The following is a 15,650-nucleotide window of genomic DNA, read 5'->3' as shown; positions in this document are numbered from 1 at the left end:
TTTCAACTTACAACCGGAGGAACTATGAATATCGTTGATGTGATTCGCACGGCGGCAGGTCTTGCGTGGGTTGCCGCAATCGCGCTGGGAATTATGGCGGCAATCCGCGCCAGCCGCAACCAAACCGCAAAAGGATCAAGCGCAAGCGCGCTCATTGTTTTAGTCGTCGCTGTCGTCTTAACGATCCTGGGCTCGGGCTTGGTCTACGTTGAGTCGAACGAGCGCGGCATTGTCAAAACCATTAGCGCGGGAGGCATTCGCCCGGCGGCTTTGGAGTCCGGCTTGCATTGGATCTTGCCGGGTGTCGAGCAAATGGTGCCTTATTCGATCTCCAATCAAACGTATACCATGTCATTTTTACCGGAGCAGGGTCCCGATACCGGCGAAGACTCGATCCGCGCCCGCACAAAAGACGGACAGGAAGTGATCATAGACGCAACAGTAATTTATCGCATTGATCCTGCCAAAGTAGTACAACTCCACATCGCTTGGGGAGAGAACTATGAAAGCGGCATCGTTCGCCCGGAAACGCGCGGCTCCATCCGCGACGCGGTCTCACAATATGGTGTAGAGGAGGTTGTCTCGACCAAGCGCGAAGAGATGGTTCAGATCATCACCGACGAACTGGCGAGCACTCTTTCGGACAACAACCTCGAACTGCTCGATTTCATCCTGCGCGATATTCACTTTAGCGAGGAGTACGCCGCGGCAGTGGAGCAAAAACAGATCGCCGAACAACAGGCATTGCAAGCCGCGCTCATCGTGGAACAGAAAAAACAGGAAGCCGAACAAGCCCGCCAGGAGGCGCAAGGTCTCGCGGACGCGGCTGTCATCGCGGCGAAAGGCGAGGCGGAAGCGGTCGTCATTCAAGCGCAGGCAGACGCCCAAGCCAATCAGTTGCTCGCCGCATCGCTCACGCCCGAACTGCTTCAATACCAATATATTTTAAAACTTGCGCCGGGCGTGCAAACCATCTTCATCCCGTCTGGCAATCAATTCATCCTGCCGTTGCCGGGCTCGCCGCAACTTCCGCAATAAATCAATATCACCGTCCCGCAGGTTTCGTAACAAACCCAGACTCTCCCAACAAACCTGCGGGACGTTTCTTCTTCAGCCATGCCCATCCCACAAACGGGACGCGAAATCCGCCTCACGACTCTTTCGACGTGCGCGGGTTGAGCGTCCAAATTAAGCGCCGACGCGCTGACGCAGGTTCTGCGTCCTGTGAAAGACATCTTCGACGCCGCCTCTTATCCGGACCTTTTAGTGGGTCTGCGCGAACCGGATGACGCGGCTGTTTGGCGTTTAGACGAAGACCGCGCGCTCGTGGTCACCACCGATTTCTTCACCCCAGTGGTGGACGACGCCTACGACTATGGCGCCATCGCCGCGGCAAACAGCATGTCGGATGTGTACGCGATGGGAGGCAAGCCGTTCCTTGCGCTGAACGTCGCCGCATTGCCGGATAATTTGCCCAATGAAATTTCCAGCGAGATCATGCGCGGCGGCGCGGAAAAAGCGCGCGAGGCGGGGGTGGTCATTGCGGGCGGGCATACAGTCAAAGACAAAGAACCTAAGTTCGGGCTGGTCGTCATCGGATTTGTTGACCCGCGCAAAATGCTGAGCAAAGGCGGACTCAAAGTCGGCGACGCGCTTGTGCTAACCAAGCCACTAGGGTTCGGAGTGACAACAACAGCATTGAAACGCGGACAAGTGGATGCAAACGATTTGCTTGAAGCAGTCAATTGGATGAAACGTTTGAACAAAGAGGCGAGTCAATTGGCAGTGGAGTTCGGTCTGCGCGGCGGAACGGACATCACCGGCTACAGCTTGTTAGGTCACGGCTTGGAAATGGCGAACGCGTCGGGTGTTTCATTGAAGATGGAGTTTGCAAAGATCCCTTTGATTTCCTGCGCGCGAAAATACGCCGAGAAAGGCTGTTTCGCCGGCGGCGCGTTCGATAACAAGTCGCATTTTGAGTCGCAGGTGAAGTTTGCCGAATCGATCGATGAAGAGAATCAAATGCTCTTGTTCGATCCGCAAACCAGCGGTGGATTGTTGCTCGGCGTTCCGCAAGAGAACTTGGAGTCGTTCATCGCGCGCGCGGAGGAATTGAGACAACCCGTCTGGGTGATCGGGCGCGTCGAAGCGGGAGCAGGCATCCGCGTCGAATGAAGCGTTGCATCCATAGTACAATAAGAAAAAGTTTGGAAACGTCCACATCATCATGTCAGAAATCCCCATAGAATTTAATTTCACCTCCGGGTTGATCGCCATTGCTGTTTTAATTCTTGTGAACGGCGTGTTGGCAATGGCAGAGACGGCTTTACTCTCCGCGCGCAAAGCCCGCTTGCAAAACGAAAAAAATAAAGGCGATGATCGCGCCGGCATCGCGTTGAAATTGACGGAAAACCCAAATCAGTTTCTATCCGTGATCCAAATCGGAATTACATCCATAGACTTGACCATCGGCGCCCTCACCGGGGCAACGCTGGGCGTTTGGATCGACCGTCAACTGGAACAATTCCCGGCCATGGAAAATTACAGCGAACTGATCGGTTTGCTGATTGGCGTGTTGCCTGTCACTTATTTGTCGCTTGTGTTGGGCGAGCTTGTCCCAAAACGGTTGGCGCTGCGCGACCCGGAAGAGGTCTCGTCGTTCGTCGCGCGCCCCATGCTGTTCTTCTCGCGGATCTTTTCTCCGTTCGTTCGGTTTCTAAGTTTTTCAACAGAATCGGTGTTGCGGTTATTAGGCGTCAAGATCAACGAAGAACCGCCGGTCACTGAGGAAGAGATCCAATTGCTGATCGACCAGGGAACGGAAGCGGGGGTCTTTGAGGCAGCCGAGCACGACATGGTGGAAGGCGTCTTCAGTCTCGGCGACCAGCGCGTGTACTCATTGATGACCCCGCGCACAGATATTGTATATCTCGACATCAACGATTCGCTGGACGATATCCGCAAGAAGATCAGCGAAAGCGATTATTCGCGCTTCCCGGTGCGGCAGGGAACGCTTGATTCGATCCTTGGGATCGTCAAAGCGCGGGATCTACTGGTGAAGAGTCTGAGCGGAGGGGATATCCGTTTGAAAGACACGCTCAAACCGGCGTTCTTTATCCCAGAGACCATGTTCGCCTCGCGCGCGCTCGAAGTCTTCAAAGAAAAGGGAACTCAAATTCTGCTTGTCATCGATGAGTTCGGTGGGTTGCAAGGGTTGATCACCATCAACGATATTTTGGAAGAGATCGTCGGGCAGATGGAACACGAAGAGCCGCAAGCCACACAACGACAAGACGGCTCGTGGCTATTGGACGGTATGCTCGAGGTGGATGAGTTCAAAGAGATCTTCAAAGTGCAAGCCCTTCCGCATGAGGATGAATACGAAACCCTGAGCGGATTCGTGATGGTGTCGCTCGGGCGCGTGCCGCAAGCCGCCGATCATTTTGAATGGCACAGCCTGCGTTTTGAAGTGATCGACATGGACGGCCGCCGCGTGGACAAGGTGCTCGTCACTACGTTGCCGCAACGCTCTGCCGGGCAAGAGCCGGTCATAGTCAATTAGAATCTCTCCATTATGATGAATTCAACCAGGTCGGAAGATAATTCGCGATTGTTGATCATCGCGGTGTTGTTTTTATTGTCTGGCGCCGCCGGTTTGATCTACCAGATCGTCTGGCACCGCTTGCTCGAAATCTATTTCGGGGTCACCACGACCGCGATCACACTGATCGTTGCCGCGTATATGGCGGGGCTTGGCATAGGGTCGCTCCTGGGTGGACGAATTGCCCGCCGGCTTAAACGCGTCGTCCTGGTCTATGGCATTGTTGAGATGGGAATAGCCGTCTTCGGATATTGTAGCCCCGATCTCATCCACTGGATCGGTCAACGCACGGCGGGAAGCCCGTATCCGTTGGTGTTTCTATTCAGTTTCGCGCTTCTGCTCATCCCTACGGCGTTGATGGGCATGACACTGCCCTTGCTCACCCAATCGTTCGTGAATCGCGTAGAAATCTCCGGTCACGTGATCGGCTTACTCTACGGGATCAACACGCTCGGAGCCGGGCTTGGAGCATTGGTCGCCGGGTATTTCCTGATCGGATGGCTGGGCTTCGATGGCGCAACCCAAGTGGCGGTGGCGCTCAATGTTCTCGTCGGTATCGGAGCAGTAGCTCTTTTTAAGAACAATAAGCCTGTTGATCGCGCGCAAAAGGTTGAAAACAATCCCGAATCAGCGGCATCCATTTCATACAGCGCGATATTAATTGCCGCCTTCTTGTCCGGTTTCATCAATCTGGGGTTTGAGATGCTGTGGTTTCGCGTTCTCGGGGTGATCAACAAAGGAACAGCCTACGGGTTCCCAAGCGTATTATTCGTCTTCCTGGTGGGTTTGGCAATCGGGGGCTTTCTCTGGGGGCGCAAAGCGGACCAGAGCAAAGACCGGGTTGCGCTGTTCTGGAAACTACAACTGGGCAGCGGAATCGTCATACTGCTTTCCTGGTTGGCTGTTTGGGCGGCATTGCACTACCCTGCGCTCCAAGACCAAATCAGGGAATCGTTTAACAATCCCCAACAGCCTGTCCTTTCCTTTGTGAAAACAGAAAATGGATTGGTATTCTCGCGGCGGTTGATGCTCTCAAGCCTTTTCGAGTACTTTTCCCCGATTCTGATTCTTGTCCTCCCTGCCAGCCTGATGATGGGCGGCGGCTTACCTCTGCTGGATCGAATCGCCATCACCAGCGCTAGCGTTTCTGGAAAACGCGTGGGAGATGTTCATCTAGCCAACATCTTTGGCTCTGTGATGGGGTCGCTGGCAATCAGTTTTGTGTTCTTTTCCACCCTGGGCGCCGAGTTGACCTTCAAAGTGCTGTGTCTGCTCAGCCTTATTTTCACCAGCCTTGTTTGGGGCAGGAGGCAGAACCTTGGGAGACAAATATATTGGCTCCCCGCATTTCTGATCATCCTCGTGCTTATCGCGCCCCGGCAAGGAACTTTCTATGAAAAGTTATATTCCATTGCGACCAATACGCCTGTCCTTGTGCGCGAAACCGGCGAAAGCGTGCTAGCCATAGGATATAGAGAAACGCCGTCTTCGCCGTCCACGCTGTGGATCGGTGGTATTCAAAACAGTTATTTCCCAACCTATGGCGATTACGAGCGCTCAGCATTCACCTGCGCCGGCGCGAGCCGCCCGCGGAAAATTCTGATCATCGGGCTGGGCGGCGCGAACACCGCCTACTTCCTGACACGCATGCCCGGCGTGGAAGAGATCACTATCGTCGAATTGATGGAAGATCTCGGCAGTCTGCTGAATACGTACGCGCCGGTTGCGCAAAGCACGTTTGCTGACTCCCGCGTTCAATACATTGCGGATGACGGCCGGCGCTATTTGTATGCCAACCCCGCCGAACAATACGATCTGATTTTCATTGACCCGCTCTACAGTTATACCGCTGGACACAACAACCTCTATTCGCGCGAAGCGATGGAGTTGTATCGTTCTCACCTCGCAGTTGGTGGTATATTCTGCGGTTGGATGAACGAACGACACCTGATTCCCATGACTGCCGCAACCGTATTCCCCCATCTCGAGCAGTTCCGAGATTGGGTTGTCGCTGGGAACCACGAAATTGAATTTGACCGGGCTTACATGGCAAAAGGATACTCCGCGTATACCGAATTAAACAATGGGATTTTCGCGGACGCCGCGCGCGAGTCTCTCAAACCTGAAGCGATCTTTTCGCAATACATCGGCGATCGCCATTGCATCCTCGAAAAAGATAAAGATACGCCTATTCTGACGGACACCCGCCCATGGCTCGAGTATTATTACTTTTCGCCTCCTTCACGACGTCCCATCCGTTGTGAGTAGCGGACACCATGCCCAACATTCTTCGCGCAGTGATTTTTGACCTTGGCGGAACGCTCATGTTCGAGCGGGAAGCCACGCGCCCCATCAGCGCCCAGGGAGACGAAGCCCTGACCTTATACCTGCGCGAACAGGGTCTTGAATTGAATCTATCCACCTTCCCGTTGGAATTTCGGAAAAGACTGGACTCGTATTTCAGCCAGCGCGAAAAAGACCTGTTCGAGACAACCTACTCATTCGTCCTGCGCGACATTCTCGGCTCCAAAGGCTATGACGATGTTTCGGACGATCTCATCCGCAACGCGCTGGACCGTTTGTTCGCGGTCACGCAGACAAACTGGGTATTGGAGAGCGACACCCTTTCCACTCTGAAAAAGATCGAAGCAGACGGTTACCGCATGGGGCTGATCTCGAACGCCGGCGACGACAAGGATGTGCAACAGATGGTTCAAAAGTTCCGAATTTCGCGCTACTTCGATTTTGTATTGACCTCCGCGGCCTGCAGTTATCGCAAGCCGCATCCGCGCATCTTCGAGATGGCGCTTTCCAACTGGTACTTCCTGCCCTCGGAAGCTGTGATGGTGGGAGATAACCTAACCGCCGATGTGAAAGGGGCAAAAGCCGCGGGCTTGTTCGGGGTGTGGCTGACGAGGCGGGCAAACTCGCGCCCGGCGCAACAGGCTGACGTCACGCCTGACGCGACGATCTCCACTCTGGCAGAACTGCCTTCCATTCTCGATCGACTGCAAGTCCAATAATTCATGAGTCAAAATAAATCCGCGCTTGCTTATGCCGCGCTGGGCGTTGGCGTTCTGGCATTAAGTTTCTCCGGTATGTTTGTGCGCTGGGCAAACGCCCCGGGTCCCGTCACCGCTTTTTATCGGCTGTTCTTTTCGATATTTTTGTTATTGCCGCTTTTTTTGCCGCGCGCCCGCGCCAATCCATCCGTCCGTTCGCGCCTGATCATGTTTCCGCTTCTGGCTGGGATCTTCACCGCTTTCGACCTCGCCTTGTGGACCTCTTCCCTTTCATACACCACAGTTTCGAACGCCACCTTGCTCGGCAACACTGCGCCGCTTTGGGTTGCCCTGGCTGGATGGTTGATCTACAAAAAACGCTTCCCGGGAAAATTTTGGCTGGGTTTGGGGTTGGCGATGTTTGGCGCCGCCCTCATCATCAGCGCCGATTTTATCCTGCATCCGCGCTTCGGCGTTGGAGATGTGATGGCGATCTTTACCGGCTTCTTTTACGGGTGTTACTTCCTCTTCACGGAGAAGAGCCGCGAAACATTTGACTCGTTCACCCATATCTGGTTTGTTGGAGCAGGCGCCAGCCTCGCGTTATTCGTCGTCAACCTTGCGCTCGGTTATTCGCTTACCGGCTACAGCGCGCAGAGTTGGCTTGTCTTTCTCGCGACCGCGATCGTCTCACAACTGATCGGTTATATGTCGCTCGCGTACGCGCTTGGTCACTTGCCGGCGTCCATCGTTGCCCCGACAATGATCCTGCAACCAGTGGTCACCACACTCTTGGCGATTCCTTTCCTCGGCGAAATCCCCACGATCTGGCAGGGGCTGGGCGGCGGGCTCGCGTTGGCAGGAATTTATATCGTCAACCGTACGCGCCAAACCTCCCAACCTGAAACTCCAAACGCCTGAGCGCCAACTCGTCCCAATTTCGGACAAAATCAGTTGCAATTTGGCGTGAAAACTGTATAATGATTCGGGACTCACACAGTTGGCGGGCAGTTATACTGCCGCCGCCGCGCAACTACGGCGCAACAGGTTCAACTGCGTCAGCCCTATGATTTAAAGTTTTATCAAACGGAGAATGCCATGGAAGTTAAAGCCTTTACTGAAAACGGCAGAGTGCCAGTCACGGTCATGCATGTGGATGGAAATATCGATTCGCTGACATCAGAAGCGTTTCAAGCGGCGGCTAACGATTCCATCGCGAAAGGCGCGCGCCACATTCTGGTCGATCTCTCCCATGCGAAATTTGTCAGCAGCGCCGGTCTGCGCGCGCTCCATGATGTGTTCAACCAACTCCGCGACCTCGACCCGGACACTTCCATGAACGACGATGATGTGCGACAGGGAATCAGCGCGGGGACGTACAAATCTCCGCACCTCAAACTTCTCAACCTGTCGCCGGAAGCGCGTGTGGGATTCGAAACGGCGGGATTCGACATGTTCATCCAAACTTTCACAGACATGAAAACCGCCGTCGCTTCTTTCTGACGGGCGACCTGATTCGCCTCACACGCGCAGAGGGGTTGTCTAAAAAGGGGAAGAACAAGTTGAGAAAACGGCGTAAACGGAGCAAGAGACAAAAAAACTGGCGGTCATTGGATCGCCAGTTTTCGTAAATTGTGCGCCATGCACACCAGACCCCACTCCACATCCACTTTTTTCAACCCTCGGAGCATGAACCTTCGGAAGCCCATGTTCTGTTTCACGTCCCCGAAGACCGTTTCGGGTTCAATGCTTCGTAATTTACGCAAGGCCATACCCTGCTCGGAAAGCAGGTTGTCTTTGGCTTGCTGACGATAGCGGCGGAGTTCAAATCCGACTTGCATTTGGCGATTGCCTTTGGCTTTGGTGCATTTGGGTTTGAGAGGGCAGGCGGCACACTCCAAACATTCATAAACCCGCCGTTCAGATAAGAAGCCGTTTTTGGATTGGTAGGGTTTGGTTTCGATATAGACCATGCGATGGTGGGCGGGACACACGAACTGATCCTTGTCCTGATCGTAGGGAAAGCAGGTTGACTTGAAGCGCATCTTCTCAAGCAGTTCGGGTTTGCGCGGCGGGTGTTGCTCCTGGTGGAAGGTGTTGTATTTGAGGTAGTTCCCCATGCCGTGCTTTTCCAAATAGGCATAGTTTTCTTCGCTGCCGTAGCCTGCGTCGCCAGACACGTTTTTGAATTGTTTGCCCTGCGGAAACTGCTGTTGTTGCATATGGGGAATGAAGCAACTGGTATCGTCGGCTTGTTGGTGGGCTATAGCCCACCACAAACTGTCCTTCGGTTCCTATTTGCACGTTATAAGCCGGGCGCGCCAGCGGCTTGCGCGCCGCCCGGTCTTCCTTCATGCGCAGACTGCTGGCCTGCGGGTCGGTTTTCGAATAGCTGTTGCGTCCCGCCAGAATGCGTTCTTGCTCTTCGTACTTCTCCAAACGCGGCACATCCTCCTGCTCCAATTTCTTCATTGCCTTTTTCTGTTCCGGCGTCAGCGGCTTTTCCTTCAACTGGGCGTTGATCTCCGCCGCTTTCCGCTTCACCTTCTCGGCCGTCAACTCGCTTTGCTCGCCCAGTTCTCCCAGGTTTTCCTCCCCGTATACTGCATTCTCGCGTTCGTTCACCTGCTCGATTTCATCCAGCAACGCCTGAATTTGCTGTTGTAGTTTCTCCTTGTATTTCTGCGTCTTCTTCGCCCACACCACTTTGTGCGGGTTGGAGTTGGCGCCCAGCTTGCTCCCATCCACAAAGTAATTCTCCATCTTCACGTAGCCCTCTTCCACCAGAAGCTCCATCATCGAAGCGAACACTTTCCGCACCGCTTCCTTCAACGTGTCGCTCCGAAAGTTGTTGATCGTGTGAAAGTCCGGCCGGTTGCCCCCGCTGATCCACATGAAGCCAATATTCTCCCACAGCGCTTTTTCGATCTTCCGCGACGAATAGATCTTCTGGGTGTAGGCATACACAATCACCTTCAACATCATGCGCGGATGATAACTGCTCGTCCCGCCCCCTTTGTATTTTGCTAAAAGCGGCTCGATGTCCAGCTCATCCACGACGCGATTGACCACCCGTACCAGATGTTTTTCAGGGATCAATTCTTCCAAACTCGGCGGCAGCAGACTCAACTGCTCCATTGCGTACGGCTTGAAGGTGAGGTTTCGGTTGTTCATCTCCCTATTGTATTAAACTTTTCCCCAACTGAGGAGGGGCTGTCCTCCCCTTTTTAGACAGCCCCTCTTTTCTCCCTTATAATCCCTCTCATGCCCGACCTCTTCGACCACGCCATGCAAGAACGGATGAAAAGTGAAGCGCCCCTCGCCGCGCGGATGCGTCCACGCACGCTCGATGAATACATCGGGCAGGAACATATCGTCGGCGAAGGGAAACTCCTTTGGCGCGCCATCAAAACGGACAAGTTATTCTCGTCCATTATTTTGTGGGGACCGCCAGGCACGGGCAAGACCACGCTCGCGCAAGTGATCGCCAACACAACCAAAAGTTATTTTGTAACGATCTCCGCCATCCTCGCGGGCAAAGCGGATTTGCGAGTCATCATAGACGAAGCCATCGAACGCCGCCGCCTGCACAACGAACGGACGATCCTCTTCGTGGATGAAGTCCACCGCTGGAACAAAGCCCAACAAGACGCGCTCCTCCCTCACGTCGAGGCGGGAGTCGTGACCCTCATCGGCGCAACGACGGAGAATCCATACTTTGAAGTCAACAAGGCATTGATCTCGCGCTCGCGCGTGTTCCAATTGCGAAATTTGAATCAAGAAGAGACAGGCATCCTCATTGACCGCGCATTGACCGATAAAGAACGCGGCTATGGAAATACAGTTGTTACGCTTGATAGCGACGCCCGCAATCACCTCATCGAAACCGCCAGCGGCGACGCGCGCAACGCGTTGAACGCTATCGAACTCGCGGTTGAATCTACCGAAGCAAACAAAGACGGGGTTATTCACATCACGTTGGACGTGGCGCAAGAGTCCATTCAACGGCGCGCGGTCTTGTATGATAAAGATGGCGATGCGCACTACGACACGATCTCCGCGTTCATCAAATCGGTGCGCGGAAGCGACCCTGACGCCGCGTTGTATTGGCTCGCCAAAATGATCTACGCGGGCGAAGACCCAAAATTCATCATCCGACGCTTGATCATTCTCGCAGGCGAAGACATCGGCTTGGCTGACCCCATGGGACTTGTCGTCGCCTCCTCCGCCGCCCAAGCCTTTGACTTCATCGGGCTGCCCGAAGGAATCTATCCCATCGTCGAAGCGACGTTGTACCTCGCCACCGCGCCGAAATCAAACAGCGCTGGTGCATATTTCTCCGCGATGAAAAAGATCGAAGACGAGGGACAAGTCTCCGTGCCGCGTCACCTCATGGATAGCAACCGCGATGCCGCTGCGCTGGGACACGGCAAAGATTACGTCTATCCGCACGAACATGAAGGTCACTTCACGCCGCAACAATATTTGCCGAAGAGATTGCTGGGAACGTATTTTTATTCCCCGTCACAAGAAGGTTACGAAGCGCAAGTGACCGCAAGACTTGAAATGTGGCGCGACGCGCAGAGAAAAGCGTTGGGCATCACAACAGTGGAGAACATCCCTGCCATGAGCGAGGAGCAGATCGTCGAAATGAAGCGGAAGATTCGTTAGATCACAGGTTGCAGGTTGAAGGTCGCAAGTCAAATCCTTCAACATCAAACCTGCGACTTTCAACTTTTCAACATGCCAACCCTATTACTCATCCGTCACGGCGAAAACGACTACACCAAAACCCACAAAATGGCAGGGCGACTGCCCGGCGTGCATCTCAACGAAAAGGGACAGAAGCAGGCTCAGGCGTTGGCGGACGCGTTGAAGGATGTGCCGCTGAAAGCCGTGTATGCGAGTCCGCTGGAGAGGGCGATGGAAACCGCGCAACCCATCGCTGAATCGCACAAGTTGAAGATCATCCAACAGCCCGATTTGATGGATAATGACATCGGCGATTGGCAGGGACGCTCGTGGCGTGTGCTGGGGCTGACAAAAGTGTGGAAGATCGTGCAGAACGCGCCGTCGAGATTCAGATTTCCAAATGGCGAGTCATTTATCGAAACACAGACTCGCTGCGCCGCCGCGCTGGAAAAAATAATCGGCAAGCACAAGAACCCAAAAGATATCGTCGCGGTCGTTTTTCACGCCGACCCCATCAAACTCACAGTGGCGCATTTTCTGGGGATGCCGCTCGATCATTTTCAACGGTTGAGTTGCGATACGGGTTCAGTAACTGTAATCCACGCGAACGAGTCGCGGGCAAGTCTTGTCAAAATGAATCAACGTCCGCCGTTCGATCTTTTGCCGAAGAAAAAGTAGAATGCTGACGAGGAAAATCAAGACATGAGCGCGTTACCATCTGGAACCGTCACCTTCCTCTTCACCGACATCGAAGGCTCGACCAAACTTTGGGAGAAATTTCCCGAAGCGATGAAGTCTGCGTTGGCGAAGCATGATGCGATTCTGAAGGAAGCCGTCGAATCGAATCGCGGACAGATCGTCAAAACCACAGGCGATGGAATCCACGCGGTCTTCTCGACAGCCATTGACGCGATCAACGCGGCGATCACGTCACAGCACCAACTCAATTCTCTAATTCTCAGCTCTCAATTACCAATTACTAATAACCAATCTCACGATGAGTCTCCAGTCTCTAGTCTCTCTTTAAAATCCCGCATGGGACTCCACACAGGCGAAGCCGAATTGCGCGAGGGCGATTACTTCGGGCAAACGTTGAACCGCGCGGCTCGCATCATGTCGGCGGGGCATGGCGGGCAGATATTGATTTCGGATGTGGTCGCGCAAGTGGCGCGAGAACATTTGTCAGCGGGCGTTTCGTTGCTTGATTTAGGCGAGCATTATCTCAAAGGAGTCGTGCAGGCGGAGAAAATTTATCAGATCATCGCGCCGAATCTGCAAGAAAAGTTTCCCCCGCTCAACTCAATTCCATCGGCGACAAATAATTTGCCGCAACAACTCACCTCGTTCATTGGGCGCGAGCGCGAATTGAAAGAGGCGTGCGATAAACTCGCATCGGCAAAATTGCTGACGCTGATCGGACCAGGCGGAACAGGTAAAACGCGCTTGTCCATTCAGATCGGCGCGGAGGGACTCGCTAAGTTCAAACATGGCGTGTGGCTGGTGGAACTCGCGCCCATAAGCGACGCCGCGTACATCATCCCTGCGATTGCGACCGTGTTCGAAATCCGCGCGGTGCAAAATATTCCGCTCATTCAGTTCGTCCTCGATTATTTGCGCGCGAAGGAAATTCTGCTCATCCTCGATAACTGCGAGCATCTCGTCGAAGCCAGCGCGGGGATTGCGAATCAACTTTTGCATGAGTGTCCGCAACTCAAGATCGTCGCCTCGAGCCGCGAAGCATTGGGCGTGGATGGCGAGACGGTGTTTCGAGTCCCATCATTGAAGGATGATGAAGCCACGCGACTCTTCGTCGAACGAGCGACGAAAGCCGAACCGCGTTTTCGCATCACGGATGAGAACGCCTCTTTCGTCGCCCAAATCTGCTCCCGCCTCGATGGGATTCCTCTCGCCATCGAGTTAGCCGCGGCGCGCGTGAAACTGCTCACGCCCGAACAGATCGCCGCGCGTCTCGACGACCGCTTCAAACTGCTCACGGGCGGAGTCCGCACTGCATTGCCGCGTCAACAAACTCTGCGCGCGCTCATTGACTGGAGTTATCAACTGCTTAACCCAACGGAACAACGCGCCCTGCGCGGACTGTCCGTTTTTTCAGGCGGGTGGACGCTCGAGGCGGCTGAATCAGTTGTCGGCGCGGATGAAGCGTTGGACGGTTTGTCGGGGCTGGTCAACAAGTCGCTGGTCATCGTCGAGGAGCAGGATGGAAAATCCCGTTATCGCTTCCTTGAAACGATCCGTCAATACGCGATGGAGAAATTAGTCGAGTCGGGTGAAGCGATAGAAACTCGCGACCGTCATTTGGATTTCATTTTGGGAGTGACGCAATATTCTCCGACGCGCATGTTCGGAACAGAAAGTTTGGAGTTACTGAACGAAATCGAATCGGAACACGACAACCTGCGAATCGCGCTCGAATGGGCAGCTGAGAATCATCCTGACAAAGCGTTGAAACTGGCGTTTGGCGCGGGAGGTTTTTGGACCATTCGAGATTTCAACGCAGAAGCGCAATTTTGGTGCAGTACGATCTTGAGGAAAACAGAATCGCTTTCGGACCTTGATGAAGATCGCGCTCGCTTATATAGCCTGCTGGGATGGCTGTACATGACATTGGGCGAACACAAAAAGGCGCGCGCGGCTTCAGAGCAGGCGATCGCGCTTGGCGAGAAACAGAACGATTTCTATACGATGTCGCGCGCCTACGCCATCGTTGGGTTAGCTTCATGCTTTTTAGGTGATTTTCCCACGGCAGTGCCCGCGGCTGAAAAGGCGGAGCAAATTGCCCGTGAGCATGATCTCATCGCAGAGTTATCATTCATTCTATCTTCGCGCGCCCAATTGGAGTTTATTGGAGCAGGCGATCTTCTCAAGGCGAGGAATTCTGTTTTTGAAGCCTCTGAGCTCGTCCGCAAGGCTGGTTTTATTTGGGCTTCCACGTTTATGGATATTGGCATGGGTCATATCGCCGCCGTGATGGGAGATCTCGAAACTGCCCGCGCGGCATTCAGAAGGAGCGGCGAGACCGCAAAGCAACTGGGAAACAAACGCGCCGAATTGTCCAGCCAGAGTGACTTCGCCCATGTTCTTCGCCAACACGGCGAACTTGATGAAGCGTTGACGATCTATAAAGATGTATTACCCAAATGGAAGGATTTGGGTCATCGCTCGGCGGTGGCGCATGTAACGGAATGTATCGCGTTTATTCTCATTAGAAAGGAAGAGCCCGAAAGCGCTGTTCGCTTGCTTGGCGCGGCGAACGCCTTGCGCGAGGCGATTGATTCAGAGATGACGCAGTTGGAGAAGGAAGAACACGCGAAGGAACTCTCAGGGTTGCGAGAGTTGTTGGGCGAAGCGGAGTTCAAGAAGGAATGGGACAAGGGCAGGAAGTTGACGATGGACGAGGCGATTGAGTTGGCGCTAGGTAAATGATATGGCGAAATTAAAACTGGACTTACACGACATTTACAACAAGGGCGATATGATAGACAAAGAATTGAATCGTATCGTCGAGGAAGCGATTGACAGAAAAATCAATTTGGTCGAGATCATCCCAGGCAAAGGCAGTGGGCAGTTGAAGAAAAAAGTTTTGCGGTTTTTGAATCAAGGACATATCAAAAAGTTGTATCATCGCGTGGAGAAGGATGATAAGAACTTTGGGCGCATCTTTATTCATTTTAGGTTTTGAAAAAAGAACGTCCCGTTACAATATGTCACCCTGAGCGCTAGCGAAGGGTCTCTGTTGAGCCGTAGAGATGCTTCGCTCCGCTCAGCATGACATGAGGTTAATCAGAACAGCATGACTCATAAAATTATTTTAGAAACAAAACGACTCTTACTCCGTCATCAAGTCCTTTCGGACTTGGATGATCTTTGGGCGTTGTATCAAAACCCCAACATCACCAGGTACATTCCCGATGCGCCGCGCTCGCGTGAAGAGGCGCAGGAGGAATTGGAATGGCACATGAACGGGCATCCCAAACATCCCGAACTGGGATTGTGGGCGACCATTCATAAAGAGACTGGGAAATTTATCGGGCGGTGCGGGTTACTTCCGTGGACGATTGGCGGTCAATACGATGTGGAAGTGGCATACACCATCACGGAAGATTTTTGGGGTCAAGGCTTGGCAAGTGAAGCCGCGCAAGGAATTTTGCAATACGGTTTCGAGACATTGAATTTACAACGCCTGATCTGTTTGATCGACCCCGCGAACATCCCATCACAGCGGGTGGCGGAGAAGATGGGCATGGCGTGGGAAAAGACCGTGGACGGATACGAAGGGGATAATATTCCGTTTTATATTTATTCGATTGCGAGAACAAAACCCAACAGATGACATC

At 53.5% G+C, this 15,650-nt stretch carries 14 protein-coding genes; 12 read left to right on the top strand and 2 right to left on the bottom strand.

What is annotated here, in order from left to right:
* Positions 1–24 precede the first annotated feature (24 nt).
* The 7 genes from IPM31_15275 to IPM31_15245 all read left to right on the top strand — a co-directional run bounded on the left by IPM31_15275 (position 25) and on the right by IPM31_15245 (position 8,106).
* On the top strand, positions 25–1,038 hold the full coding sequence (locus tag IPM31_15275; protein ID MBK9008344.1) for a prohibitin family protein: 1,014 nt from the start codon (positions 25–27) through the stop codon (positions 1,036–1,038).
* 78 nt (positions 1,039–1,116) lie between these two features.
* Positions 1,117–2,175, top strand: coding sequence for a selenide, water dikinase SelD (gene selD, locus IPM31_15270; GenBank protein MBK9008343.1), 1,059 nt, complete (start codon positions 1,117–1,119; stop codon positions 2,173–2,175).
* A gap of 52 nt (positions 2,176–2,227) precedes the next feature.
* A complete protein-coding gene (locus IPM31_15265) occupies positions 2,228–3,562 on the top strand; it encodes an HlyC/CorC family transporter (GenBank protein MBK9008342.1) in 1,335 nt (444 codons plus the stop codon).
* A 12-nt stretch (positions 3,563–3,574) separates the two neighbouring features.
* Positions 3,575–5,869 carry a fused MFS/spermidine synthase gene (locus tag IPM31_15260; protein MBK9008341.1) on the top strand — a complete coding sequence of 765 codons (2,295 nt, stop codon included), beginning with the start codon at positions 3,575–3,577 and terminating at the stop codon, positions 5,867–5,869.
* 8 nt (positions 5,870–5,877) lie between these two features.
* Entirely contained in the window at positions 5,878–6,624 is a 747-nt protein-coding gene (locus IPM31_15255) for an HAD family hydrolase (protein MBK9008340.1), read from the top strand.
* 3 nt (positions 6,625–6,627) lie between these two features.
* Complete coding sequence (locus tag IPM31_15250; GenBank protein ID MBK9008339.1) at positions 6,628–7,524, top strand: DMT family transporter; 897 nt, start codon at positions 6,628–6,630, stop codon at positions 7,522–7,524.
* 177 nt (positions 7,525–7,701) lie between these two features.
* Positions 7,702–8,106, top strand: coding sequence for an STAS domain-containing protein (locus IPM31_15245; GenBank protein ID MBK9008338.1), 405 nt, complete (start codon positions 7,702–7,704; stop codon positions 8,104–8,106).
* A 104-nt stretch (positions 8,107–8,210) separates the two neighbouring features.
* Here IPM31_15245 and IPM31_15240 read toward each other — a convergent pair whose 3' ends face one another.
* A complete protein-coding gene (locus tag IPM31_15240; protein MBK9008337.1) occupies positions 8,211–8,723 on the bottom strand; it encodes a transposase in 513 nt (170 codons plus the stop codon).
* Positions 8,653–9,777, bottom strand: a complete 1,125-nt coding sequence (locus IPM31_15235) for a transposase (protein ID MBK9008336.1) — start codon at positions 9,775–9,777, stop codon at positions 8,653–8,655. The genes IPM31_15240 and IPM31_15235 overlap by 71 nt, the downstream gene beginning before the upstream one ends.
* 90 nt (positions 9,778–9,867) lie before the next feature.
* On the opposite strand from IPM31_15235, the gene IPM31_15230 reads away from it, so the two are divergent.
* The 5 genes from IPM31_15230 to IPM31_15210 all read left to right on the top strand — a co-directional run bounded on the left by IPM31_15230 (position 9,868) and on the right by IPM31_15210 (position 15,646).
* Positions 9,868–11,274 (top strand): AAA family ATPase, encoded by a 1,407-nt coding sequence (locus IPM31_15230; protein MBK9008335.1) that lies wholly within the window; start codon positions 9,868–9,870, stop codon positions 11,272–11,274.
* Between the two features lie 72 nt (positions 11,275–11,346).
* A complete protein-coding gene (locus tag IPM31_15225) occupies positions 11,347–11,973 on the top strand; it encodes a histidine phosphatase family protein (GenBank protein ID MBK9008334.1) in 627 nt (208 codons plus the stop codon).
* Positions 11,974–11,997: 24 nt separating this feature from the next.
* On the top strand, positions 11,998–14,739 hold the full coding sequence (locus IPM31_15220; GenBank protein ID MBK9008333.1) for a tetratricopeptide repeat protein: 2,742 nt from the start codon (positions 11,998–12,000) through the stop codon (positions 14,737–14,739).
* 1 nt (position 14,740) lies between these two features.
* Entirely contained in the window at positions 14,741–14,995 is a 255-nt protein-coding gene (locus tag IPM31_15215; GenBank protein ID MBK9008332.1) for a Smr/MutS family protein, read from the top strand.
* 111 nt (positions 14,996–15,106) lie between these two features.
* Entirely contained in the window at positions 15,107–15,646 is a 540-nt protein-coding gene (locus IPM31_15210) for a GNAT family N-acetyltransferase (protein MBK9008331.1), read from the top strand.
* Positions 15,647–15,650 lie beyond the last annotated feature (4 nt).

It is taken from the genome of Candidatus Defluviilinea gracilis (genome assembly GCA_016716235.1).
GTDB classification, from domain to species: domain Bacteria; phylum Chloroflexota; class Anaerolineae; order Anaerolineales; family Villigracilaceae; genus Defluviilinea; species Defluviilinea gracilis.
The sequence above is the reverse complement of the archived record's forward strand: the minus strand, read 5'-3'. Positions and strand labels throughout refer to the sequence as shown.

Excerpts from the sequence above, each read along its gene's own strand:
- IPM31_15275 (MBK9008344.1), top strand. The coding sequence starts at position 25 with ATGAATATCGTTGATGTGATTCGCACGGCGGCAGGTCTTGCGTGGGTT.
- IPM31_15265 (MBK9008342.1), top strand. The coding sequence starts at position 2,228 with ATGTCAGAAATCCCCATAGAATTTAATTTCACCTCCGGGTTGATCGCC.
- IPM31_15260 (MBK9008341.1), top strand. The coding sequence starts at position 3,575 with ATGATGAATTCAACCAGGTCGGAAGATAATTCGCGATTGTTGATCATC.
- IPM31_15255 (MBK9008340.1), top strand. The coding sequence starts at position 5,878 with ATGCCCAACATTCTTCGCGCAGTGATTTTTGACCTTGGCGGAACGCTC.
- IPM31_15250 (MBK9008339.1), top strand. The coding sequence starts at position 6,628 with ATGAGTCAAAATAAATCCGCGCTTGCTTATGCCGCGCTGGGCGTTGGC.
- IPM31_15245 (MBK9008338.1), top strand. The coding sequence starts at position 7,702 with ATGGAAGTTAAAGCCTTTACTGAAAACGGCAGAGTGCCAGTCACGGTC.
- IPM31_15240 (MBK9008337.1), bottom strand. The coding sequence starts at position 8,723 with ATGGGGAACTACCTCAAATACAACACCTTCCACCAGGAGCAACACCCG.
- IPM31_15235 (MBK9008336.1), bottom strand. The coding sequence starts at position 9,777 with ATGAACAACCGAAACCTCACCTTCAAGCCGTACGCAATGGAGCAGTTG.
- IPM31_15230 (MBK9008335.1), top strand. The coding sequence starts at position 9,868 with ATGCCCGACCTCTTCGACCACGCCATGCAAGAACGGATGAAAAGTGAA.
- IPM31_15225 (MBK9008334.1), top strand. The coding sequence starts at position 11,347 with ATGCCAACCCTATTACTCATCCGTCACGGCGAAAACGACTACACCAAA.
- IPM31_15220 (MBK9008333.1), top strand. The coding sequence starts at position 11,998 with ATGAGCGCGTTACCATCTGGAACCGTCACCTTCCTCTTCACCGACATC.
- IPM31_15215 (MBK9008332.1), top strand. The coding sequence starts at position 14,741 with ATGGCGAAATTAAAACTGGACTTACACGACATTTACAACAAGGGCGAT.
- IPM31_15210 (MBK9008331.1), top strand. The coding sequence starts at position 15,107 with ATGACTCATAAAATTATTTTAGAAACAAAACGACTCTTACTCCGTCAT.